The organism is Bradyrhizobium sp. T-1 (assembly GCF_053592855.1).
Genome location: NZ_CM132115.1, coordinates 4564189 through 4586602, shown reverse-complemented (window position 1 = coordinate 4586602; position 22414 = coordinate 4564189). Strand labels below are relative to the sequence as shown.

Annotated in this window: 15 protein-coding genes; 8 read left to right on the top strand and 7 right to left on the bottom strand. The window is 65.6% G+C overall.

Annotation, left to right across the window (positions count from 1 at the left end; translation table 11 throughout):
* Positions 1–25: 25 nt before the first annotated feature.
* A complete protein-coding gene (locus tag ACWAT4_RS22265) occupies positions 26–2110 on the top strand; it encodes a tetratricopeptide repeat protein (protein WP_449728076.1) in 2085 nt (694 codons plus the stop codon).
* Here the strand turns inward: ACWAT4_RS22265 and ACWAT4_RS22260 are convergent.
* Genes ACWAT4_RS22260 through ACWAT4_RS22250 form a run of 3 tightly spaced genes read right to left on the bottom strand, consistent with a single transcriptional unit; the run spans position 2107 to position 6126 of the window.
* Positions 2107–3339: an NAD(P)/FAD-dependent oxidoreductase gene (locus tag ACWAT4_RS22260; protein WP_212299630.1), complete on the bottom strand. Its 1233-nt coding sequence runs from the start codon at positions 3337–3339 to the stop codon at positions 2107–2109. The two genes, ACWAT4_RS22265 and ACWAT4_RS22260, sit on opposite strands and share 4 nt — an antisense overlap.
* Positions 3340–3355: 16 nt before the next feature.
* Complete coding sequence (locus tag ACWAT4_RS22255; RefSeq protein WP_212427775.1) at positions 3356–4570, bottom strand: MFS transporter; 1215 nt, start codon at positions 4568–4570, stop codon at positions 3356–3358.
* A 59-nt stretch (positions 4571–4629) separates the two neighbouring features.
* The gene (locus ACWAT4_RS22250) at positions 4630–6126 is read right to left on the bottom strand and encodes an amidase (protein ID WP_449728075.1); all 1497 of its coding nucleotides are present in this window, start codon (positions 6124–6126) and stop codon (positions 4630–4632) included.
* A 210-nt stretch (positions 6127–6336) separates the two neighbouring features.
* Between ACWAT4_RS22250 and ACWAT4_RS22245 the strand changes: the two genes are divergently transcribed.
* On the top strand, positions 6337–7017 hold the full coding sequence (locus tag ACWAT4_RS22245) for a helix-turn-helix domain-containing protein (protein ID WP_212443598.1): 681 nt from the start codon (positions 6337–6339) through the stop codon (positions 7015–7017).
* A 70-nt stretch (positions 7018–7087) separates the two neighbouring features.
* Here the strand turns inward: ACWAT4_RS22245 and ACWAT4_RS22240 are convergent, their stop codons facing one another.
* Positions 7088–10189 (bottom strand): Rne/Rng family ribonuclease, encoded by a 3102-nt coding sequence (locus ACWAT4_RS22240; protein WP_449728074.1) that lies wholly within the window; start codon positions 10187–10189, stop codon positions 7088–7090.
* Positions 10190–10894: 705 nt separating this feature from the next.
* On the opposite strand from ACWAT4_RS22240, the gene ACWAT4_RS22235 reads away from it, so the two are divergent.
* The 6 genes from ACWAT4_RS22235 to ACWAT4_RS22210 all read left to right on the top strand — a co-directional run bounded on the left by ACWAT4_RS22235 (position 10895) and on the right by ACWAT4_RS22210 (position 19038).
* Complete coding sequence (locus ACWAT4_RS22235) at positions 10895–12193, top strand: N-acetylmuramoyl-L-alanine amidase (RefSeq protein ID WP_449728073.1); 1299 nt, start codon at positions 10895–10897, stop codon at positions 12191–12193.
* Positions 12194–12431: 238 nt separating this feature from the next.
* Positions 12432–14939, top strand: coding sequence for a penicillin-binding protein 1A (locus tag ACWAT4_RS22230; RefSeq protein WP_212299636.1), 2508 nt, complete (start codon positions 12432–12434; stop codon positions 14937–14939).
* Between the two features lie 113 nt (positions 14940–15052).
* A protein-coding gene (prfB, locus tag ACWAT4_RS22225) for a peptide chain release factor 2 (RefSeq protein WP_212299637.1) occupies positions 15053–16184 on the top strand; the annotation gives its coding sequence in 2 pieces (ribosomal slippage) (positions 15053–15121 and positions 15123–16184; 1131 coding nt in all).
* A 2-nt stretch (positions 16185–16186) separates the two neighbouring features.
* Positions 16187–17068 (top strand): NAD(P)-dependent oxidoreductase, encoded by an 882-nt coding sequence (locus ACWAT4_RS22220; RefSeq protein WP_212299638.1) that lies wholly within the window; start codon positions 16187–16189, stop codon positions 17066–17068.
* A 28-nt stretch (positions 17069–17096) separates the two neighbouring features.
* Positions 17097–17975, top strand: a complete 879-nt coding sequence (locus ACWAT4_RS22215; protein ID WP_212299639.1) for a DMT family transporter — start codon at positions 17097–17099, stop codon at positions 17973–17975.
* A 73-nt stretch (positions 17976–18048) separates the two neighbouring features.
* On the top strand, positions 18049–19038 hold the full coding sequence (locus ACWAT4_RS22210) for a DMT family transporter (RefSeq protein ID WP_449728072.1): 990 nt from the start codon (positions 18049–18051) through the stop codon (positions 19036–19038).
* On the opposite strand, the gene ACWAT4_RS22205 is transcribed toward ACWAT4_RS22210, so the two are convergent.
* The 3 genes from ACWAT4_RS22205 to ACWAT4_RS22195 are packed head-to-tail and all read right to left on the bottom strand — an operon-like array spanning position 18984 to position 22413.
* Positions 18984–20291 (bottom strand): O-antigen ligase family protein, encoded by a 1308-nt coding sequence (locus ACWAT4_RS22205; protein WP_449728071.1) that lies wholly within the window; start codon positions 20289–20291, stop codon positions 18984–18986. The two genes, ACWAT4_RS22210 and ACWAT4_RS22205, sit on opposite strands and share 55 nt — an antisense overlap.
* A 5-nt stretch (positions 20292–20296) precedes the next feature.
* The gene (locus ACWAT4_RS22200; RefSeq protein ID WP_212427766.1) at positions 20297–21676 is read right to left on the bottom strand and encodes a glycosyltransferase family 4 protein; all 1380 of its coding nucleotides are present in this window, start codon (positions 21674–21676) and stop codon (positions 20297–20299) included.
* A complete protein-coding gene (locus tag ACWAT4_RS22195; RefSeq protein WP_449728070.1) occupies positions 21673–22413 on the bottom strand; it encodes an ABC transporter ATP-binding protein in 741 nt (246 codons plus the stop codon). Before ACWAT4_RS22195 ends, ACWAT4_RS22200 begins: the two co-directional genes overlap by 4 nt.
* Position 22414 lies beyond the last annotated feature (1 nt).

Below are 22414 nucleotides of genomic sequence, written 5' to 3'. Positions count from 1 at the left end.
CTCTAATGTCGGGGGCGGTGGTATCGTGGGCGAGGCGGCTGTTCATCGGATTGTGCTGGAGGCGGCGGAGCATTTTGCGGCGGGCCGGCCGGATCGGGCAGGGCACCTCTGCACGGAGGTTCTGAAGGCGGCGCCAGATCATGTGTCGGCGCTGCATCTGGCCGCGGTCGCCGCCTTCGTCACCGACCGCGCCACCGAAGGGGCTGCGCTGCTGAGCCGCGTCTTCACGATCGATTCCGATCATGCGCCGGCGCTGATCACGCTGGGCGATGCGCTCGCTGTGAAAGGCGAGCACGAAGGTGCCGTGGCCGCGTTCCAGCGCGCGCTACGCGGGCGGCCTGATGATGCCGGCCTGCACAACAAGCTCGGCGTGGCTTTGGGCGAGCTTGCGCGCTTCGGCGAGGCGGAGACGGCCTATCGCCGTGCGATCGCGCTCGATACGCATCTGACGCGCGCGTGCTTCAACCTTGCCGTCGCGCTCGCCGAGCAGGGACGGCTGATCGAGGCGGAGGACGCCTATCGCGCCGTGATCGCGCGCGAGCCTGCTTACCGTGGCGCTTGGCTCAATCTCGGCAACGTCCTTGCGGACCAGAACCGGCTCGCTGACGCTGTGGCTGCGTATCGTCGCGCACTCCAGGCCGATCCCGATGATATCGGGTTGCTGTGCAATCTCGGCGCGGCGCTCTATCGGCAGGAATTGCTCGATGACGCCATCGTCCAGTACCGCCGCGCCGTCGCGCTCGCGCCCGACAATGTCGCGGCGTTGCGCCTGCTTGGCCTTGTCCTGCATGAAGCCCGTCATTTGCAGGAAGCCGCCGGGATCTATCGGCAGACATTCGCGCTTGATCCCAATGATCACATGATCGCCACCAATCTGGGCGCCTGCCTCTCCGATCTCGGCGACCTCGACGACGCGGTTGCGGCCTGCGAGCACGCGCTGCGGCTGAAGCCCGATCACGCGCCGGCCTATACCAATCTCGGTATCATTTTCGAGAAGCAGCAGCGCGTCGCCGATGCGGTCGCCGCGCACCGCTGCGCGGTGGCGTCCGATCCATCCTATGCCAAGGGCCACGCCAATCTCGCAGTCGCGCTGCGTAATGCGGGCGAGCTCGACGAGGCGCTCGCGGTCTCCGCCCGCGCCGTCGCGCTCGATCCGGAGCAGCCGCTTGCGCAATACAACCACGCGCATTTCCTGCTGATGAACGGTCATTTCGCCGAGGGCTTCGAGGCTTATCGCTGGCGCCGCAGGTGCAAGACGCTGTCGGACGGCGATCCCCATTTCAGCGAGCCGGAATGGCAGGGCGAGCCGCTCAAGGGGCGCACCTTGCTGGTATTCGCTGAATATGGCCTGGGCGATGCCCTGCATTTCGTGCGCTATCTGCCGCTGGTGACCGCAAGCGGCGGCAAGATCATCCTGCAGGTGCAGCCGGCGCTGGCCTCGCTGCTGCGGCAGCTGCCCGACGTCACGGTGATCCCGCGCGGTGAAGCGCTGCCGCCATTCGATCTGCAGGTGCCGCTGATGAGCCTGCCGCGCCTGTTCGGCACGACGCTGGATAATGTGCCTGCCGATGGTCCGTATCTGCACGCCGATCCCGGGAAGCTGTCGCGCTGGCGGACTGTGCTTGGTTGCGAGGCGAGGCTGAAGGTCGGCGTGGTCTGGGCCGGCAATCCCAGGCACAAGGGCGACCGGCAGCGTTCGCTGCCGGCCGCGGCCGTCTTGCCGCGGCTCGTGATGCCGGGCGTGCAGCTCTATAGCTTGCAAAAGGAGCCGCGCGCCGAAGACGTCCCGGTGCTGGCCGCGCTCGGTGGCGACATCATCGATCTCGCGCCTGCGCTCGGCGATTTCGCCGATACAGCGGCGGCCGTGGCGGCGCTCGATCTCGTCATCGCCGTCGACACGTCGGTGGCGCATCTGGCGGGCGCACTCGGCCGTCCGGTGTGGATGCTGACGCCTTACGCGCTCGACTGGCGCTGGCTGCGCGATCGCGAGGACAGCCCGTGGTATACGACCATGCGGCTGTTCCGCCAGCGTCGCCCGCGCGAATGGGATGATCCGTTGATGCGCTTGGCGGCGGCGCTTGCGGTGCTCGCCGCGAAGGCTGAGTGCTAGAACCGCTCCGGCCGGTACGGTGTCGGATCGATTGATGGCGTCTCGCCGTTCATCATCTCGGCGAGCAATCGTCCGGTCGCGGGTCCCAGCGTAAAGCCTTGGTGGCCGTGGCCGAAGTTCATCCAGAGTCCAGGGTGGCGCGGGGCGCGACCGAGCACCGGCACCATGTCGGGCGTGCAGGGACGGGTGCCGAACCACGGCTCCGGTTCGGCACGCTTGCCGAGATCGATCAACTCGCGTGCCGATGCTTCGGCACTGGCGAGTTGCACCGGCGTCGCCAGCGCATCCGGCCCGGTCAGCTCCGCGCCCGTGGTGATGCGGATGCCCTTGGCCATCGGGCCCATGGCATAACCGCCCCCCTTGTCGACCAGCGGCAGGTCGAGCGAGGCGCCGCCGCTGTAATGCATGTGGTAACCGCGCTTGCGCACCAGCGGAATCCGGTAACCGAACTTGTGCAGGAGATCCGGCGACCACGGGCCCAGCGTCACGACGGCGTTGGCGGCATCGACGCGGCCATTGTCAGTCTCGACCGACCATCCGGTCCCTGTCTGCTGCAGCGACTGCGCATTGCCGAGCACGATGGCGCCACCGAGACGCTCGAACAGATCGGCGTAGGCCGTGACCAGGGCGCCGGGATCGGATGCGGTCCAGGTGTCGAGCCAATGGATCGCGCCGGGGAGGTCGTCGCGCAGGATCGGCTCGGCCCTGGTCAACTCGCTGCCCGAGAGCACGCGAAAATTCACGCCGAACTCGCGGCGATCTTCCTCCGCCGACTTGATCGCCTGGTCGAATGATGCGGCGTCACGATGCAGCACACGGTAGCCGGCGCGGCGGATCAGATTGTCGGCATGGGCCTCGCGGATGAGGATGTCGTGCTCGGGCGTCGCATAGGCGATCAGGCGAGCCCAGGCCTCGATCGCTTCGCGGTGTCGCTTCGGCGCGGAGTGCCACCAGTAGCGAAGCAGCGGCTCGACGTGGCGATGCAGCGACGAAAAGCTGTAGCGCACGTCGTTGGTGCGCCCGGTTGCGATATTCAGGAGTGAAGTGAGGTCGCGCGGCATCGGATAGGGCCGCACCGCCTCCGCCTGGATCATCCCGGCATTGCCGTAACTGGTCTCGCGGCCCGGCTCACGGCGGTCGACGAGCGTGACGGTCCAGCCGCGTTGCTTCAGATGCAAGGCGGCACTCACGCCTACCATGCCGCCGCCAAGAACGATTGCGCTTTGCATCGGCAGACCTCTCTCGTCAGGCCGGCTCTGGCGCGAGCCTGGGCTGCGCCGTGTTGATGGTCGTAGCGACGACGACGGACAGCGCCGTCATCGCGACCAGGAAGCCGAAGGCCGCGTCGAATGATCCGGTTCCGGTCACGATGAAACCCATGATGGCCGGCGCAACGAAGCCCGCGCTCTGGCCGCCAAGGTTGACCATGCCGACGCCCGATCCGATCTGATCGTCCCGGAGCAGCTTGGTCGGGAGCGCAACCACCGCCGCCAGCACGAAGGACTTGAAGAAGTAGACCAGCGACTGAAACACGATCAGCACCGTGATCGTCTCCGACTTGTACATGGCGTAGAGGAAGATGCCGGTCAACGTGGAGCTGCCGATCAGGAGATATTTTTCGCGCTCGGCAAAGAACGTGGTCATGACCCAGCCACCGATCGCGGTCGCGATCGTCGCCATCACGAACGGGATCGGTGCCACGATGCCGACCGTCTTGAGATCCAGCCCGCGGTGCTGAAGCAGATAGAGCGGCATCCAGGAATCCAGGCCCTTGTTGACGCAGCTGAGGCCGAACCACACCACCATCAACTGCCAGAGCAGCGGATTCTTCATCAGCTCGCGCATCGGAGCCCGGGGCTTCGCCGTCACGGGCCCCACGCCGATACGCGCAAGATGTGGAACGAAGACGAAATAAATCAGCGCGAACAGGACGCCGGCGAAGCCGATGGCATTGAAGGCATGACGCCAGCCCAGCCAGAGGATCAGCGGCGCCATGATGAGCGGCGCGATCATGCTGCCGGCATAGTTCGACGACAGCAGCAGCGCCGACATTTTTGGCCGGCTGTCCTTCTTGAACAACTCCGCTATGGCGCGGATGCTCGCCGGCGGAAATCCGCCCTCGGCGATGCCGAAGATGAAGCGGATCGCGATCAGCGAGGTCAGCGACCAGGCCAGGCTCGTGAAGGCCGTGAAGATCGACCACATCACGATCGTGACGATCACCACATATTTGGAGCCGAAGCGATCGGAGAGCCATCCGCCCGGCACTTGCATCGCGGCATAGCCGAGAAAGAACGCGCTGATGACGATGCCGAGGTCGGCGGCCTGGAGATTGAAGTCCTTACCGATCTGCGCCAGCGCCAGCGAGATCGCCGCACGGTCGATATAGGAGATGCAATAGGCAATGTAGAGCAGGACGAACGCGACGATTCCGGTTTTCCGCTGCGACAGTTCGGTCATGCTGATCTCCGTTTCGCCGGCGACCCGGCGGCCATGCCTGCTTGGTCGATTGCCAGGTTCTATTCCCAGGTGAGGAAGCCGGGTGCCGACGAGAGCGGCGGTGCCGTTGCAAGCCGCGCCAGGTCGGGCACCGGCCGGCACAGTTGCGGGTCGCCCGCGAGTGCAGCCTCGAGGCTCGCTGCGACGGAGAGCACGATCGCGTCGCCGCCGCGCGGGCCGACGATCTGCAGGCCGAAGGGCAGGCCGGCTTCGTCGCGGCCGAGTGGAATGCTGATCGCGGGATGGCCGGGGAGCGTCACCGCGTAGGCAAGCGCGAGCCAGTGGAAGTAGGACTTTGTCGGCGCGCCGTCGATCTCGGCGGGATAGAGCTCGGACCACGGCCGGGGACTGAGCGTGATGGTCGGGCTGACCAGGACGTCGCAGGTTTCGAAGAAGCTTTGATAGGCACGGTAGATCCGCGTCTGCGTCGTCGCGGCGCGTCCGTGATCTTCGAGCGTATAGCTCAGGCCTTCCTCGACATTGGCGCGAACATTGGGGCCGAGCATCTCCGGCCGCTCTTTGTAATTCTTGCCGTGCATCGCCAGGAACAGCCCGGCGCGCAGCACGGCGAAGGCATCGTCCGCGCCGGTGCAGTCCGGCGTCGCCTCGCGGCATTCGGCGAACAGCGGCGCAAGCGTCTTGACGCGATTGCGGAAGACGCGGCGGATGGCCTGCTCGGTCGGCGCAAAGCCGAAGTCTTCGGTGAAGGCGAGGCGCAGCTTGCCAAGGTCAGCGGGGCGCGGCGCGGCCCAGCGCTCGGCGCGTCCGCGCAGGGGCTCGCCGGGCAGCGTGTAGGCGAGCGGATCGCGGGCATCGTCGCTCGCCATCACTGACAGCATCAGCGCGGTATCGGCGACATTGCGCGCCATCGGTCCGTCGGTCGACAGGTTGGACCAGCCGAAGGCGCGCTTCTCGCTGGCCACGAGACCGTAGGAGGGACGCATGCCGACGATGCCGGCGTAGCCCGCGGGATTGCGCAAGGATCCGCCGGTGTCGGAGCCCGAGGCAAGCGGCGCCATGCTGCAAGCAAGCGCGACCGCGGAGCCGCCGGAGGAGCCGGCTGCCGAACGCATGGGATCGAAGGGATTGCCGGTCGCGCCGAACACGGGATTGCGGGTGTTGCCGCCGGCCGCCCATTCCGGCGTGTTGGTCTTGCCGAAGATGATGGCGCCGGCCGCGCGCAATCGTGCGACCGAGCCCTGGTCGGCGGCTGGCACATTCTCGCTCAGCAGCGGGCTGCCATAGGTGGAGCGCATCCCGGCGGTGTCTTGCGTATCCTTGATCAGAACCGGGAGGCCGTGCAGCGCGCCATGATCCTCACCGCGCAGGAGCGCGGCCTCGGCCTGCTTCGCGGCAGCCCGTGCACCCGGCTCGTCGAGCGTCACGACCGCGTTGACGGCGGCATTCGTCGTGGCGATGCGGGACAGGCAGGCGTCAAGCAGCTCGACTGGCGAGATCGCCCGCGCGGCCAGCAGGCGGCGCAACTCAACGGCACTCGTGTCGCAAAGTTCGGGCAACGCCAGCTCCCTTTCAGAATATGAAAACAATTTAGCATATCGGAAAGTAGGTTCGACGCATCAATATTCGTCAAATCCGGCGAGTTCGTGCACAAATCCTGGTTGGTTTGCCCAGGAAGCTACCAAAAGAGGTAATTAGGTATTCGATCCGTTGAAGAGATTAGGTCGATCGGCCAATATTTTTTCTCGTGGCCGTGTTAGAGATGCTGCATGAGCGAGATTACGACGCCCGAAGGTGCCAATTCCCAGCTCGGCCAGTGTCTCAAGGCTGCGCGCCAGGCGCGTGGGCTGACGCTCAAGCAGGTCGCGGAGCGGACCGGCATGGCGCTGTCGACGCTGTCGAAGGTCGAGAACGGGTTGATGTCGCTGACCTACGACAAGCTGCTCCAGCTCACCTCAGGCCTGAAGATGGAGATCGCCGAGCTGTTCAATCCGGCGGTGGCGGCGCCTGCACAAGGCAGGCCGGTCACGGCGCGGCGGAGCATCAGCCGGGCCGGGCAGGGCCAACTGATCAACACGAAATTCTACACCTACACCTATCAATGCACGGATCTGATCGGCAAGCGCATGGTGCCGATCGTGGCTGAGGTCCGCGCGCGCTCGCTGGACGAGTTCGGCCCGCTGCTGCGCCATGCCGGCGAAGAGTATTTTCTGGTGACGAGCGGACGCGTCGCGGTTCACACCGAGTTCTACGCGCCGGAGATCCTCGGCGAAGGCGACGGCATCTATCTCGACAGCACCATGGGCCACGCCTACCTCAATGCCGGCGAGGCGTCGTCCGCCAAGGGAGTCTGTCTCTGCACCAGCGAGGCGCCAGATCTCTACGATCAGCTCCGCCAGATCGCATCGCGCGACGTGGCGCCGCTCGCCGATGACGAGTTGCCGTCCTAGCACTTCGGCGAGGCATGAAACGAAAAACGCCCGGCCAGGCCGGGCGTTTTTTTACTTTGGATATTTCCTTCTATTCGCCGCCGCCGAAGCGGCGCGACCACCAGCCGGCGCGGCGCGGGGCGGCCGGCGTCTCGGTGGCCACTTCCGGCGCGGGCTCAGGCGCAGGTGCTGGTGGAGCAACCGGTTCGGGCGCTGCCGCAACCGGGGCTACCGGCTCGCTCGGGCTGCTCGACAGGAAGCTCACCTTCTCGCGAACCGTGGAGCGGCGTCGGGCGGCCTTGTCGTCGGCTGAGGGTTCTTCCTCAGCAACGACGGCAGAAGGCGCGGGCTGCACCGGCGTTTCAACAGGTGCCTGCAGCTGAAACTCGGGCTGAGACGCCTCAACCGGGGCGATATGCTCCGAATGCGCAATCGACGGTGCCGACTCGCTGCCGGAGCTGTCGAAATCAGCGACCGCTTCGGTTGCTTCCGACGGCGGATTGCCGCCGAGCTCGTCGCCGATGGAGCCGGCGAGACCTTCCTCGCCGTTACCGCGCCGACGACGTCCACCCCTGCGACCACGCCGGCGACGGCGCTCGCCGCTGCCCTGCTGCTCGCCGCGGGCGGCCTGCTCCTCGCCTTCCTCGCCGTCCTGTTCGGCCTCGGCGTCCTCTTCGCCTTCGACTGCGACCGCTGCGGCCCCTTCAGCAGAAGCGGGAGCGCCATCCTCGCGCGCCTCGCCGTCGCGCTGACCACCGCGGCCACGCCGGCGGCGGCGGCGCTTGCGGCGCTGGCCGTCCTGCTCGGGCGAAGCGTCGCCTGCAGCTTGTTCTTCCGCGAGACCCTCGGTCTCCTCGGTCTCGACTTCGGATTCCAGCTCCGGATCGAACTCCTCGTCGTCATAGGCTTCTTCGGCCAGCGGCGGCGGGCTTGCGGCGGCCTGAGCTGCAAGCAGCGCCTTGGCGGCTTCCAGCGTATGCACCTGCTCGCCACGGTCGATGAGATAGGCCTGCGGTCCGCTGACGCTTGCATCGGCGATGACCGACAGCGTGACCTTGAAGCCGTTCTCGAGGTCGCGCAGATGACCGCGCTTGTGATTCAGCACATAGAGCGCGACGTCGGTGCGGGTGCGGACCACCAGGTTGTGGGTCGCGCCCTTCATCAGGATTTCTTCGAGGCCGCGCAGCAGTTGCAGCGCCACCGAGGACACCGACCGGACATGGCCGGTGCCGCCGCAATGCGGGCAGGGATCGGTCGAGCTCTCCAGCACGCTGGCGCGGATGCGCTGGCGCGACATTTCAAGCAGGCCGAAATGCGAGATACGCCCGACCTGGATGCGCGCGCGATCCTGCCGCAGGCAATCGGACAGCTTGCGCTCGACCGCACGGTTGTTGCGCTTCTCGTCCATATCGATGAAGTCGATGACGATCAGGCCGGCGAGGTCGCGCAGGCGGAGCTGGCGGGCGACCTCTTCGGCCGCCTCCAGATTGGTCTTGAGCGCGGTGTCCTCGATATGATGCTCGCGGGTCGATCGCCCGGAGTTGACGTCGATCGAGACCAGCGCCTCGGTCTGGTTGATCACGATGTAGCCGCCGGAGCGTAGCTGCACGGTCGGCGAGAACATCGCATCGAGCTGGCTCTCGACGCCCATGCGCGAGAACAGCGGCTGGCCGTCGCGATACTGCCGCACCGCGCTGACATTGGCGGGCATGAGCATCTTCATGAAATCGCGCGCTTCGCGGTAGCCGGCCTCGCCGGCGACCTGAATCTCGTCGATCTCCTTGTTGTAGAGGTCGCGCAGCGAGCGCTTGATCAGCGAGCCTTCCTCGTAGACCAGCGTCGGGGCCTGCGACTTCAGCGTCAGGTCGCGCACCGTCTCCCACATCCGGATCAGGTATTCGAAATCGCGCTTGATCTCGGGCTTGGTGCGGGCGGCACCCGCGGTGCGCAGGATGATTCCCATGCCCTCGGGCACGTCGAGATCCTGCACCACTTCCTTCAGGCGCGAACGGTCCTGGGCCGAGGTGATCTTGCGGCTGATGCCGCCGCCACGCGCGGTGTTCGGCATCAACACGGCATAGCGGCCGGCGAGCGACAGATAGGTCGTCAGCGCCGCGCCCTTGTTGCCGCGCTCTTCCTTGACCACCTGCACCAGCATCACCTGGCGGCGCTTGATGACTTCCTGGATCTTGTACTGGCGGCGGGGGCGGAAGGTGCGCTCCGGCACTTCTTCTAGCACGTCGTCACCGCCGACGGATTCGACGACTTCCTCTTCGGCTTCCTCGCCGTCGTCCTCGTCCTCGTCGTCGTCACCGGCGGCGTCCGCAGCCTCGCCATGCGGCGCTTCGCTGATCTCGCCGGCAGCGTAAACGGCATCGGCCGGCTCGGTGACTGATGTCACGGCTTCGGCAAGGGCCTCGCTGTGCGTTTCGAAGGCGGGAGCTTCCTGCGGCTCGGCCACGGTCTCGGCGGCAACGACCGGCTCGGCGCCGATGGCTGCGACAGGCGCGGGCGTCTCGTCGGCATGATGATCATGGTCGTGATGATCGTGCTCACCATCGTGACCGTGGTCGTCATTGTCGTGGTGGTGATCGTCATCATGGGCATGATGATGGTCGTCATGGCCATGATCGTCGTGATCATGCTCGTGATGATCATGACCTTCGTGCTCGCCGTGATGCTCTGCGTCGGCGTGCAGGTGCTCGCCCTCATGCGAAGCGCCCTCGGCGTGCTCAGGCAGCGGCTGGCCCTCGACCGGCTGCGCCGCCGGATCGGCGCCGGCGTCCAGACCCTCGACGATGTCGCTGCGGACGCGCTCGCCGTGACCGCGACGGCGGGCGTTGCGGTGGCGCGAGCGGCGGCGGCCGTGGGAGCGATTCTCGCTCTCTTCCTCGGCTTCACGATGGGCCTGCTCCTCGGCCTCGATCAGCGCCTGCCGGTCGGCGACCGGGATCTGATAATAGTCGGGATGGATTTCGCTGAAGGCGAGGAAGCCGTGGCGGTTGCCGCCGTATTCAACGAAGGCGGCCTGGAGCGAGGGTTCGACCCTGGTGACCTTGGCGAGATAGATGTTCCCGCGCAGTTGCTTGCGTTGCGCGGTCTCGAAGTCAAACTCTTCGACGCGATTGCCGCGGACCACGACGACCCGGGTCTCTTCCGGGTGGGTGGCATCGATCAACATCTTGTTGGGCATGTCTTAACTCTTGGCGGCGGCGGGCGCGATCGACCGTGGGCGCGAAGAGCGCTGCCGGGTGACGCGACGGTCCACCTGATTCGGGGGTGAGGGGAAGGCCGAAACGCCGTCTCTCGCGCCTTGCCGAACCGAAAGCTTCAGGACCCAAGCGGCGCGCGGGAGTGTCACTCCGCAGCGTCGCGAAAGGTCCTTCAGAATTCGTCGGCACAGTCTGGCGCATCAAGCGTCGGCCCGTATGAAACATTGGGCGGCGGGGCCGCCCCTCAATCAGTTGCTGCTGGCCAGGCATGGCGCGAGCGCGCTCGCCTTGGTGATTGCGAACCGCTCCCTTGGGATCAAGGGACCGGGTAACGGGTTAAGTCGCTGTCAGAACCGCCCCGGAAACGCAGTGGTAACCGGAAACCGTCCGCCGCCGGGGCTTGCCCCGTTCCGCCTCGCTGCCGCGCACCGCGCTGGTCTTAGAGGGGAACGAAAAACGCTGGAATTCCCAAACCTTGGGCGTTCCGGCGCTGCACCGGGAGGCTGAACGCGACACAACCGGAAATATCGGCCGTCAGCATTCCGTACATACGAGGAATGGGGCATCCGTGCAAGGGAGCGTCGCACGCCGGTCACAGTCGAAGAGTTTCGCGCTTCCGTCATTAAGGATCGATTAACCCTGTGGTTCTATTGCGTTAAAGAGGGCTGCTCGGAGGCACGGAGTCGGTGGCGAGCCGCACAAATCAACGGGTTTTGCTGGGGGTTGCGCTGCTATGCGCCGCAGCACTGCCGTGCGCCGATTCCTCGCGTCTGAATGCGGCTGAGAGCCCATCGCAACCCTCTGTTGCAACAGCGAATTTTCCCGTTGCCACGGCCGCGCGCCTGGCCGGTGACGGCAAGCAGACCCGCTTCATTCTCGACCTCGACCAGACCGTCAGCTTCCGCACCGCAACGCTCGCCGATCCCTATCGGGTCGTGATCGATGTTCCCCAGGTCAATTTTCAGCTGGCGCCGGGCACGGGGGCCGGGCGGGGGCTGGTCAAGGCCTTCCGCTATGGGCTCGTGATGCCGGGCGGCTCTCGAATCGTGTTCGACCTGACCGGGCCCGCCAAGATCACCAATTCCTACGTTCTCGATGCGGCCAACGGCCAGCCGGCCCGGCTGGTGCTCGAGTTGGAGGAGGTCGATCGCGCAGCCTTCGTGCAAACGCCGGCTCCGGAGAATCGCCCTGAGTTGCGCCCGACGGTTGCTGCCGCGCCGCCGGTAACTATTCCTGCCGGGCCCGAAGCGGCCCCGCAGAAGCCGGGGACGCCGTCCGACGGGCGGCCGGTCGTCGTGATCGATCCTGGCCATGGCGGCATCGATAACGGCACCCAGTCGAGCGGCGAGAGCGAGAAGAACCTGGTGCTGGCGTTTGGCCTCGCGTTGCGCGACCGGCTCGAAAAGGCCGGCAAATATCGCGTGGTGATGACGCGGGACGACGACACTTTCATTCCGCTCAATGACCGTCCCAAGGTCGCCCGCAATCTGAACGCCGCGCTGTTCGTCTCGATCCACGCCGATGCGCTGCCGAAGGCCGAGGGCGATGCGCAGGGGGCCACGATCTACACGCTCTCGGACAAGGCGTCCGACGCTGAGGCCCAGCGCCTGGCCGACGCCGAAAACCGGGCGGACGCGATTGCCGGCTTCAATCTCGCGGAAGAGCCGACCGACGTCGCCGACATTCTGATCGACCTCACACAGCGGGAAACCCGCACCTTTTCAAACCGTTTCGCCCATTTGCTGATGGGCGAAATGAAGTCGACGGTGCGGATGCACAAGCACCCCCTTAAATCGGCCGGGTTCCGGGTGCTGAAGGCTCCCGACGTGCCTTCGGTGCTGGTCGAGATCGGCTATGTCTCCAACAAGGGCGACCTCGAGCACCTCGTATCGGAGGGCTGGCGCTCCAAGGCTGTCGGCTCGATGGCCCAGGCGATCGACACATTCCTGGCCAAGCGGATGGCGACGGCGGGGGCTGGCAATTGAGAAGGGAATGCCGGGTCAGCTGTTAAGCCCTAGTTTGGCCACAGCGGGCGCCTTATAAAAACGACGCAGGGGGTTCCGGAATCGACGAGAATCCCGTTCGGCAAGCGTCTTTCGGTCCGGCATTGATGGTATTGAGTAGGCCGGCGAATTCGCGACGTGAGGACGGCGCCTCTTTTGTGGTTTGGGCGCCTTGAGGCTGATCTTGGGCTGATCCAGGGATTGAACGGATAAATATATAATGCGCTTGCTTGTGCGGTTCATGGGCTTCCTGTTCGCCGCGGGAACGGTGGTGTTCCTTGTCGGTGTCGGTGCCGTGGCAGGCCTGATCTGGCATTTCTCCAAGGACTTGCCCGATTACTCTCAGCTTCAGGATTACGAGCCGCCGGTGATGACCCGCGTGCACGCGGTCGACGGCTCGCTGCTCGGCGAATACGCCAAGGAGCGCCGGCTTTACTTGCCGATCCAGGCCGTGCCGAAGCTCGTGATCAACGCCTTCCTCGCCGCCGAAGACAAGAATTTCTATGAGCACGGCGGCATCGACTACACCGGCATGGCCCGTGCGGGTCTGCTGTACTTGCAGAACTACGGCTCCAACCGCCGTCCGCAGGGTGCGTCGACGATCACCCAGCAGGTCGCCAAAAACTTCCTTCTGACCAACGAAGTTTCGTTCGCGCGCAAGATCAAGGAAGCCTTGCTCGCGATGCGGATCGAGAAGACCTATTCGAAGGACAAGATCCTCGAGCTGTATCTGAACGAGATCTATCTCGGCCTCGGCGCCTACGGCATCGCTGCCGCCTCGCTGGTCTATTTCGACAAGTCGGTGAACGAGCTCACCGTGGCGGAAGCCGCCTACCTCGCGGCGCTGCCGAAAATGCCGGCGACGCTGCACCCGGTTCGCAACCGGGACCGCGCCATCGAGCGCCGCAACTACGTGATCGACCGTCTCCAGGAGAACGGCTGGATCAAGCAGGCCGACGCCGACAAGGCGCGCAAGGAGCCGCTGGCCGTCACCAACCGTTCCAACGGCGCCCACACCTTCGCCGGCGAATATTTCGCCGAGGAGGTCCGCCGCGACATCTTCGAGCGCTATGGCGAGAAGAAGCTGTACGAGGGCGGTCTGTCGGTCCGCACCACGCTCGATCCGAAGATCCAGGTCATGGCGCGCAAGACCATGGTGTCCGGTCTCGTCAATTATGACGAGCAGCAGGGCTACCGCGGCGCCATTAGCAAGCTCGATATTTCTGGCGACTGGGGCGTGAAGCTCGCCGAGATCAAGTCGCTGTCCGACATTTCGCCGTGGCGCATGGCCGTGGTGCTGGAGACCAGCGACCAGTCGGCCCGCATCGGCTTCCAACCGAACCGCGAGCTCGGCGGGGCCGTCAGCAAGCAGCGCGAGACCGGCCTCATCACGGTCGACGGCGTGCGCTGGGCGAGGGCGGCGCAGGGGAACGCCAAAGGCAAGACGCCGAATTCGGTGGCGCAGGTGCTGCAGCCCGGTGACGTGATCTATGCCGATCCGCTCTACAGCAAGGAAGGACAACCGGTCGAAGGTCAGTACCGTCTGCGCCAGATCCCCGAAGTGTCGGGTGCGATGGTGGTGATGGACCCCTGGACCGGCCGCGTGCTCGCGATGGTCGGCGGCTTCTCGTTCGACCAGAGCCAGTTCAACCGCGCCACGCAGGCCTACCGGCAGCCGGGTTCGTCGTTCAAGCCGATCGTCTATTCGGCCGCGCTCGACAACGGTTATACGCCATCGACCGTCGTGCTCGACGCCCCGATCGAAATCGACCAGGGGCAGGGCGCCGGTGTCTGGCGGCCTGAAAACTTTTCGGCGAACAAATATCAGGGACCGGTGACGCTGCGGAACGCGCTGCGGCAGTCGCTGAACACCGTGACGGTGCGCCTTGCGCAGGACATCGGCATGCCCCTGATCGGCGAATATGCACGCCGCTTCGGCGTCTATGACGAACTGCCGAATTTTCTCTCCTACGCGCTCGGCGCCGGCGAGACCACGGCGATGCGCATGGTCACGGCCTATTCGATGCTCGCCAATGGCGGCCGCCGCGTGAAGCCGACCTTGATCGACCGAATCCAGGACCGCTACGGACACACCATCTTCAAGCACGACCAGCGCGAATGCCGCGGCTGCGACGCACCCGGCGGCTGGAAGAACCAGGCCGAGCCGCAACTGATCGACCGCCGCGAGCAGGTGCTGGATTCCATGACCGCCTATCAGATCACCGAGCTGATGGAAGGCGTGGTCCAGGCCGGTACCGCGACCGTGGTGAGGGAAGTCGGCAAGCCGATCGCCGGCAAGACCGGCACGACCAACGAGGCCAAGGACGCCTGGTTCGTCGGCTTCTCGCCCGACGTCGCGGTCGCCATCTACATGGGCTACGACAAGCCGCGTCCGCTCGGCAAAGGCAACGCGGCGACCGGCGGCCATCTGGCCGCGCCGATCGCGCGCGATTTCCTGAAGCTCGCGCTCGCCGACAAGCCCGCCGTTCCCTTCAAGGTGCCCGCCGGCATCAAGCTGATCCGCGTCGTTGCAAAGACCGGCATGCGCGCCGGTCCGGGCGAGACCGGTGGAACCATCCTCGAAGCCTTCAAGCCGGGTACGGCTCCGCCGGACAATTACTCGGTCATCGGCGTCGCCGACGCCGACGGACGCGGCGGGCCGGGAGCGCCGCAACAGCAGCCGGATTCCGGCTTCTTCATGCGGCCGGGCACCGGCGGACTGTACTAAGGCCTAGGACAAGACAGACGTACTTTGCGGTGGCGGTTGCGCTTTGCAGCCGCCGCCGCTACATCCCGGTCTCACTTGTACGCGGAACGAATTCCGCGAGATCAGAGAACGACATGCGCGCCGAAATCGAACGGTTGGTAGAAGAGATCAAGCAGTCAGTCGGGCTGCTGAGGAGGCATCTTTGACGTCGAGAAATCGACGGCGCGCCTCGCTGAGCTGAACAAGCTCGCAGAAGATCCCAACCTCTGGAACGATCCCCAGAAAGCCCAGAAGCTGATGCAGGAGCGCACCTCGCTTGAGGACTCGCTCTCGGGCATCGGCAAGGTCGAGCAGGAGCTCGAAGACGATATCGGCATGATCGAGCTCGGCGAAGCCGAGGGCGACACCGGTGTCGTGGCCGAAGCTGAAGCTGCGCTCAAGAACCTCAAGAAGGAAGTGGCTCGGCGCGAGCTCGAGGCGCTGTTGTCGGGCGAGGCCGACCGCTTCGACTCCTATCTCGAGGTCCATGCCGGCGCCGGCGGCACCGAGAGCCAGGACTGGGCGCAGATGCTCCTGCGCATGTACACACGCTGGGCCGAGACGCACGGCTTCAAGGTCGAGTTCCTCGAAGAGTCCGAGGGCGAAGAGGCCGGCATCAAGTCCGCAACCATCCAGGTTTCCGGCCACAACGCCTATGGCTGGCTCAAGACCGAAGCGGGCGTGCATCGCCTCGTGCGCATCTCGCCATTCGATTCCAACGCGCGGCGGCACACCTCGTTTTCGAGCGTGCAGGTGTTCCCGGTCATCGACGACAGCATCAAGATCGACATCAAGGAATCCGACGTCCGCACCGACACCATGCGTTCGGGCGGCGCCGGCGGCCAGCACGTCAACAAGACCGAATCCGCGGTGCGCCTGACGCATATCCCGACCGGCGTCGCGGTGGTCTGTCAGGCCGGCCGTTCCCAGCACAAGAACCGGGCGCAGGCCTGGGACATGCTGCGCGCGCGCCTGTACGAGATCGAGCTGAAGAAGCGCGAGGAGAAGGCCGCCGCCGACCAGGCCGCCAAGACCGATATCGGCTGGGGCCACCAGATCCGCTCCTACGTGCTGCAGCCCTATCAGATGGTGAAAGACCTGCGCACGGGCGTGCAGACCTCCGATACCTCGGGCGTGCTCAACGGCGAGCTTGATGACTTCATGGCCGCGACGCTGGCGCAGCGCGCCTTCGGCACCACTGGTGCCGACATCGAGGACGTAGACTAGCCATGACCCGCGTTGCCTTCATCGGGTTGGGACGGATGGGCCATGGCATGGCCGGCCGTTATCTCGATGCCGGTTTTACTGTGGCGCTGTGGAATCGCAGCAAGGCGAAAGCTGAAGACCTGATTGCGCGCGGCGCGAAATGGGCGACCTCGCCCGAGGACGCCGCGATCGATGCCGATGCGGTCGTGACCATGGTCGCCGACGACGAAGCTTCGCGCGCTGTCTGGCTCGGACCGAACGGCGCGGCCAAGACGATGAAGGCCGGCACCATCGCCATCGAGTGCTCCACCGTTTCCTACGACCATGCGCGCGAGATGGGCCGCGAGCTCAATGCGCGTGGCCTGATCTATATCGATTGCCCCGTGACGGGATTGCCGGATGCGGCTGCGGCGGGAAAGCTGACGCTGCTCGCCGGCGCCGACCCGGCCGATCTCGAACGCGCGCGCCCGTTCCTCGAGCCGATCGGCTCGACCATCCGCCATTTCGGCGCGGTTGGCTCCGGTACGGTCTACAAGCTCATCAACAACCTCCTGGGGGCGATCCAGATCGCGGGCCTCGCCGAGGGCCTTGCCATCGCCGAGCAGGCCGGGCTCGACATGAAGCTCGTGCTGGAGTCGATCCAGGCCGGTGTTGCCGCGAGCCCGCAGGTCACGCGCCACTCCAAGCGCATGGTCGCCCGCGATTTCAGCGGCGCGACCTTTACGGCCGCACTCCGGCACAAGGATGCCGCCTACGCCGTGAGGCTTGCGGAGAGCCTGCTCGCCGACAAGCCGCTGGTTGCGCGCGCCGCCGTCGAGTCCTATGCGCAGGCGAAGGCCGCGATGCCCGACGACGACGAAGGCAAGATGATCGAGCTGGTGTCGCGGCCGAAGAAGCCTTCGTAACTGGAATTCGACTTAACTGGAATTCAACATGGGGCAGCCTCGATCGGACCGCGGTCTCGGCATTGCCCTCGTCACCGCTGCGGCGATTGCCTGGAGCACGGCGCCGTTCTTCACGCGGCTCCTGCCGTTTGATCCCTGGACCATTCTGTTCTGGCGCGGCCTGTTCGGCGGCAGCCTGATCTCAGGCCTTCTCGTCCTGATGCAGGGGCCGGGCGCGCTCAGGCAATTGGTGGTGCCGGGACGTGGCGGCTTACTGGTCGCGTCATTGTCCGCCATCGGCATGATCTCGTTCATTCCCGCGCTTCAGATGACTGATGTCATGAACGTCGCGGTGTTGATCGCGACCCAGCCGTTTGTCGCGGCGGTGCTGGCATGGCTGTGGCTCGGCGAAGCCGCGACATGGCGCACTCTGATCGCGAGCCTCGTCGCGCTTGCCGGCGTGGTCATCACCGTCGGCGGGATTAGAGCGGGCGCCGATATCGGCGGCGTGGCGCTGAGCTGCCTGATGGTGCTTGCCATCTCGGCGATGACGGTCGTCGTTCGACGCCATCGCGAGACGTCGATGGTGGCGGCAGCCGCACTGTCGAATTTCATCGGCAGCCTGGTCAGCCTGCCGCTCGCCCACGACATCACCCATGTCGGCGGCTACAATCTGGCAATCCTTGCGATGTTCGGCTGCCTCCAGGTCGCGCTCGGCCTGACCTTCTACATGCTCGGTTCGCGGCTGCTGCCGTCAGGGCAGGCGTCGCTCATCGCCACGCTGGAGACGCCGCTGATGGCGTTCTGGATCTGGGTCGGCTTTGGTGAGGTGCCGGCCGTGCATGCGCTGATTGGCGGGACGCTGGTGATCGGGGCGGTGATCGCGGATATCGCGGGGGATGCGCATTCGCGCCGATCGCCTGAGTGACTTTATCGGAAACCGGGTGGCAAGATCAGCCGCGCCGTCCTAGGCGACAGGCTAGGCCGCAGAGGCGAGACGCATGCCCCCGAACGACAACCGGATCGACGCGCGAGATTGGTCGCTGCTCGCATTGCTCTCGATGCTCTGGGGCGGCTCGTTCTTCTTCAACGGCGCCGCGCTGCGCGAGTTGCCGCCGCTGACGCTGGTGTTCCTGCGCGTTGTCCTTGGCGCGGCCATGCTGCTGCCGCTTCTGCGCATGCAGGGGATCAGCTTTCCCAGGGGTATGAGCGGCTGGAAGCCGTTCCTCGTGATCGGACTCCTCAACAACGTCATCCCGTTCTCGCTGATCGTAATCGGCCAGATTTTTATCCCGAGCGGCCTGGCGTCGGTCCTCAACGCGACCACGCCGCTGTTCACCGTGCTGGTGATGGCAGCGGCACGTGAAGAGGCGTTGCAGGCGCGGCGGGTGGCTGGCGTCGCGCTTGGCCTTGCCGGCGTGATCATCCTGCGCGGATGGGGCATCGAGACGCGGACCGGGCAGGGGCTCGGCATCCTGCTCTGTCTTGGCGGCGCGCTCAGCTATGGCTTTGCGGCGCTCGCCGCGCGGCGGCTGTTGAAAGACTCGCCGCCGCTTGGCACGGCGACATTTCAACTGATGGCCTCCACGTTGATGATGGCTCTCGTCGCCGGCGTGGTGGAGCAGCCGTGGCGGCTACCGATGCCGGGCCTGGCGACCTGGCTTGCGGTGCTCGGCCTCGCCGCGCTCTCGACGGCGCTCGCCTATTTCGTCTTCTTTCAGATTCTGCAGCGCTCGGGTGCGACCAACGTCATGCTGGTGACGCTGCTCATTCCCGTCACCGCTATCCTGCTCGGATGGCTGGTGCTGGGCGAGCCGATCTCCATGCGCGAGATCGCCGGCGCGATCGTCATCGGTAGCGCTTTGATTGTGATCGACGGACGTGCCCTGAGAATATTGCAGCGCGTCGGTAAAGTTCCGGCTCTCGCCCGACGATGTCACGAGGCAGGCGGCAAGCCTGAAGAATTTCCACACCACGAGCGCAGCCAGTAGTCGGGAGCGGCTTGCCCTTTCAGGACCATGCCGCCGGCCACGCCGACGCCGAGCACATAGATCCAGCCCTCGTGGAAATCGACAAGGTGCGAGTTCAGGAGTGAGCTCACGATGTTCTGCACGACCACGACGAGGCCGATCCAGGCGGCAAGACCATCCCCCGTGAACAGGCGAAGATGCGCGATCCATAGGGCGTAAAGCAGGACGACGCCCAGCAGTCCCCATTGCACGGCGACGTGCAGGGTCTGGTTGTGCGGATTGCTGACGATCTCGGCATCGAGGTCGCTCTCGGTCGAGGCGGCGCGCTCGAACTGCCGCTTGATCGAGCCCGTGCCGTGGCCGAACAGCGGGGCCTCGGCAAAGGCGGCTGCAGCCTTGCGCCAATAGGTCAGGCGCTGTGCGGTCGAGGCGTGGCTGATGTCCTCGCGTCCGTGCCGATATTCCACGGCGACGTCGGCAATGCGCTGGCGCAGATAGGGCGATGCGGTCCAGGCCAGTGCGCTTGCCGCGACAGCACTTGCGAACAACAGCGGCGCCGCGCGCCGACTGAGGTGCCGCCAGGCAAACAGCATCAGCAGAACGCCGATGCAGAGCAGCGCCGTCCTGGCCGAGGCGACGAACACCATGTTGGTCACGAACAGCAGGATCAGCGCGAGGCAGGCCGCCGTCGCGATCATGCTACCGCCGCGCAAGAAGTTCAGCACCGGTAGCGCGAGCGCGATGGCGCACAGCGTGAACTCCTGGCTCTGGTCGATGTAGTTCTTGACGGGAACGCCGGCAGACGCCGTTGCGGTCAGCTTCAGGGCGGGATTGAGCAGCACGATCCAGGAGTACACCGCAAGCAGCGCACAGGAGACCAGAAAGGCTGCGCAAACCGTGAAGCCGCGCTCGGACCGGCTGAAGTGATAGAGTAGCGGCGGGATCAGCACGAGCTTTGCGACCGGCTTGATCGCATGCAGCCGGTCGGTCCAATCGCCGTCCGACCACAGCGTGCCCAGAAGCGCGAGCAGCAGGACGACGAAGGGCAGGGCGTAAGCGGGCTGTGCGAGGCGGCGTGCATAGTCTCGCCAGTCGATGATCGGCGTCACCACGAGCAGCCAGAGCCCGACGAAGATCGACGGGACCGTGGTCGACCACGGCAGCGACGCCGCGATCAGTGCGGCGAGCACATCAGCGGCGCGCATCAGCGTGGCCGAGCCCTGCCGGGCCGGCGCCGCGGCGAGGCTCGCGCACGGAGCGGATTCGGCGATCATGCTCACTATTGCGCCGCGACCAGGCGCTCCGGCGGCAGATACTGCCCGAGGAAATCGCGGGCCTGGGTCTGGTAGCCGAAGCGCTCGGCAAGCTCGGGGCGCCGGGCCCGGATCTTGCCGCGGGACTCCTCTTGCCGCGCCAGCACGCGGGTGACTGAGGCGACGATCGACTCTGGCGCGAACGGATCGAAATAGTCTGCAAGCTCGCCCGCGACCTCACGGAACACGGCGATGTCCGAGCACAGCACCGGCGTATTGGCGGCGAGCGCTTCGATGATCGGGATGCCAAAGCCCTCGGCGAGGCTCGGCATGATCAGGCCGTGTGCCTCCGCGATCAGCGCGGCCTTCTCCTGCTCGTCGACATAGCCGGCGAAACGGACGTTCTTCGGAAGATTGCGCATCTGGCTGATCTGGCCAGCATATCCGATCACGACGAGATCGGCCTGAGGGATGTTGCGGAAGGCGCGGATGACGGTGGCGACGTTCTTGCGCGGCTCGTTCGACACGATGATGACGAAGTTCGGCCGCCCCGGACGCCCCGACGGGGCTGGGAGGTGCAGGACATCCGGGGCGTCGAACCGGGTGCGGGGATACACGACCCGCGCCGGTACGTGAGCAAATTGCGGCAACAGGTCCCTGAACCGCATCATGCTATAGTGTGAAACAAAGGCGAGCTCGTCAGCCTGGCGCAGACTGGTGCGGATTCGCGCCAGGAACTGCCGCGTGGCAATGTCGCTGAGCTTGAGGTCGGTGAGCGGCAGCAAATCGTGCACCACGCAGATCACCTTGGCGTCCGGCCTGCGCTTGATCGCAACCCGTGTCGGGGTATCCACCACGATGACGTCGTAGTCGCGTGCGTCGATCCGCGGCGGCGGCAGTAGGAAGAAGGCCGAGGAGTCCTGATAGTTGAAGAATCCAGGCTCGAGCTGAAAGGCGCGGAACAGTTCGAGATGGCTCAGGTCCGGCGGAATGTATTCGAGGGCGGCGGTCCGGTTCTCGATCAGCCGTGCGCCTGGGCTACGCAGGCCGATCGCGCCCAGGAGGCAGAGGAGGTTGTCCCGCGACAGCAACATGCCGCCCCTGTGACGGAGCCAATCGAACTTGCGGCTTGTGCCGCTGAGCGTCATCGGTCCACTCATATTGACTTCGTCCAGGAAGCGATAAAGCGCGAGCAACTCGATGTTGCGCGCCTGCGCCGGAAACAACCTCGTGCGCCGCTCGCGCCGGCACAGCTTGCGGTAACGCTTCGAGGTCTCCACGAGCAACGTGAGGTCGTGGCCTTCCGAGGCGAGCGAGCGCGTCAATTCCCGGGTGAAGTGGAAGATGCCGCGCTTGTGGTTGGGTTGTCCGAGTGACTCGGACACGACGAGGATGTTCTGCTTCATGCGCGTTTCTCGCGGAGCTCGAAGGAAAGAGCCGACGGTTGCTCGACGGTGACGGTCGAGGCGATGCGGCCGTGATCCAGATTGATGATGCTGGTGCAGGTGCGGCGCAGCAGTGGCTGGTCGTGCGAGGCGATGATCACGATCGCGGCCTGCGAGACCAGGTTCTGCAGCCGCTGCTCGGCCTTCGCGGCAAAGCGCTCGTCGACCACGCTCAGCCATTCGTCGAGCAGCAGGATGTCGGCGGGAAAGGCAGTTGCGGTGGCAAACAGCACGCGCATCAGCATACCCGAGGAGAACATCCGCAACGGCAGTCGCTGCATGCGCTCTTCGAGCTCGGTGAAGGCCCAGATCTCGTCGATCGCGGCGCGCGTCGGCTTGCGGCCGCTGATCCGCAGCAGCAGGGCGATATTGTCGTCAGCGACGAAATCGAGGTTCACGCCGGCGTTGAGGCCGAGCAGGGGCACGACATTGCCCTTGATCGCGACGCGGCCGCTGCTCGGCGGATAGACGCCGGCGATCAGCCGCAGCAGCGTCGACTTGCCGGAGCCGTTGGGGCCGGCAAGCCCGATGCGCGCACCGGCCTCGGCTTCGATCGTGACATGATCGACAGCGCGGACGATCCGCATCTCGCCCTTCTCGCGGATGAGGTGGCCGATCAGGCGCCGCTTCAGCGAGAAGTCGTAGGCTCCGTAGAGCGGATAGTCGAGACAGACATTGCGCAGGCTGATCGAGGCCATC

What these genes read in the sequence shown, in the direction of transcription:
- ACWAT4_RS22260 (WP_212299630.1), bottom strand. Translation starts at nt 3,339, where the DNA reads ATGCAAAGCGCAATCGTTCTTGGCGGCGGCATGGTAGGCGTGAGTGCC.
- ACWAT4_RS22215 (WP_212299639.1), top strand. Translation starts at nt 17,097, where the DNA reads ATGGGGCAGCCTCGATCGGACCGCGGTCTCGGCATTGCCCTCGTCACC.
- ACWAT4_RS22255 (WP_212427775.1), bottom strand. Translation starts at nt 4,570, where the DNA reads ATGACCGAACTGTCGCAGCGGAAAACCGGAATCGTCGCGTTCGTCCTG.
- ACWAT4_RS22210 (WP_449728072.1), top strand. Translation starts at nt 18,049, where the DNA reads ATGCCCCCGAACGACAACCGGATCGACGCGCGAGATTGGTCGCTGCTC.
- ACWAT4_RS22245 (WP_212443598.1), top strand. Translation starts at nt 6,337, where the DNA reads ATGAGCGAGATTACGACGCCCGAAGGTGCCAATTCCCAGCTCGGCCAG.
- ACWAT4_RS22240 (WP_449728074.1), bottom strand. Translation starts at nt 10,189, where the DNA reads ATGCCCAACAAGATGTTGATCGATGCCACCCACCCGGAAGAGACCCGG.
- ACWAT4_RS22205 (WP_449728071.1), bottom strand. Translation starts at nt 20,291, where the DNA reads ATGATCGCCGAATCCGCTCCGTGCGCGAGCCTCGCCGCGGCGCCGGCC.
- ACWAT4_RS22200 (WP_212427766.1), bottom strand. Translation starts at nt 21,676, where the DNA reads ATGAAGCAGAACATCCTCGTCGTGTCCGAGTCACTCGGACAACCCAAC.
- ACWAT4_RS22220 (WP_212299638.1), top strand. Translation starts at nt 16,187, where the DNA reads ATGACCCGCGTTGCCTTCATCGGGTTGGGACGGATGGGCCATGGCATG.
- ACWAT4_RS22230 (WP_212299636.1), top strand. Translation starts at nt 12,432, where the DNA reads ATGCGCTTGCTTGTGCGGTTCATGGGCTTCCTGTTCGCCGCGGGAACG.
- ACWAT4_RS22195 (WP_449728070.1), bottom strand. Translation starts at nt 22,413, where the DNA reads ATGGCCTCGATCAGCCTGCGCAATGTCTGTCTCGACTATCCGCTCTAC.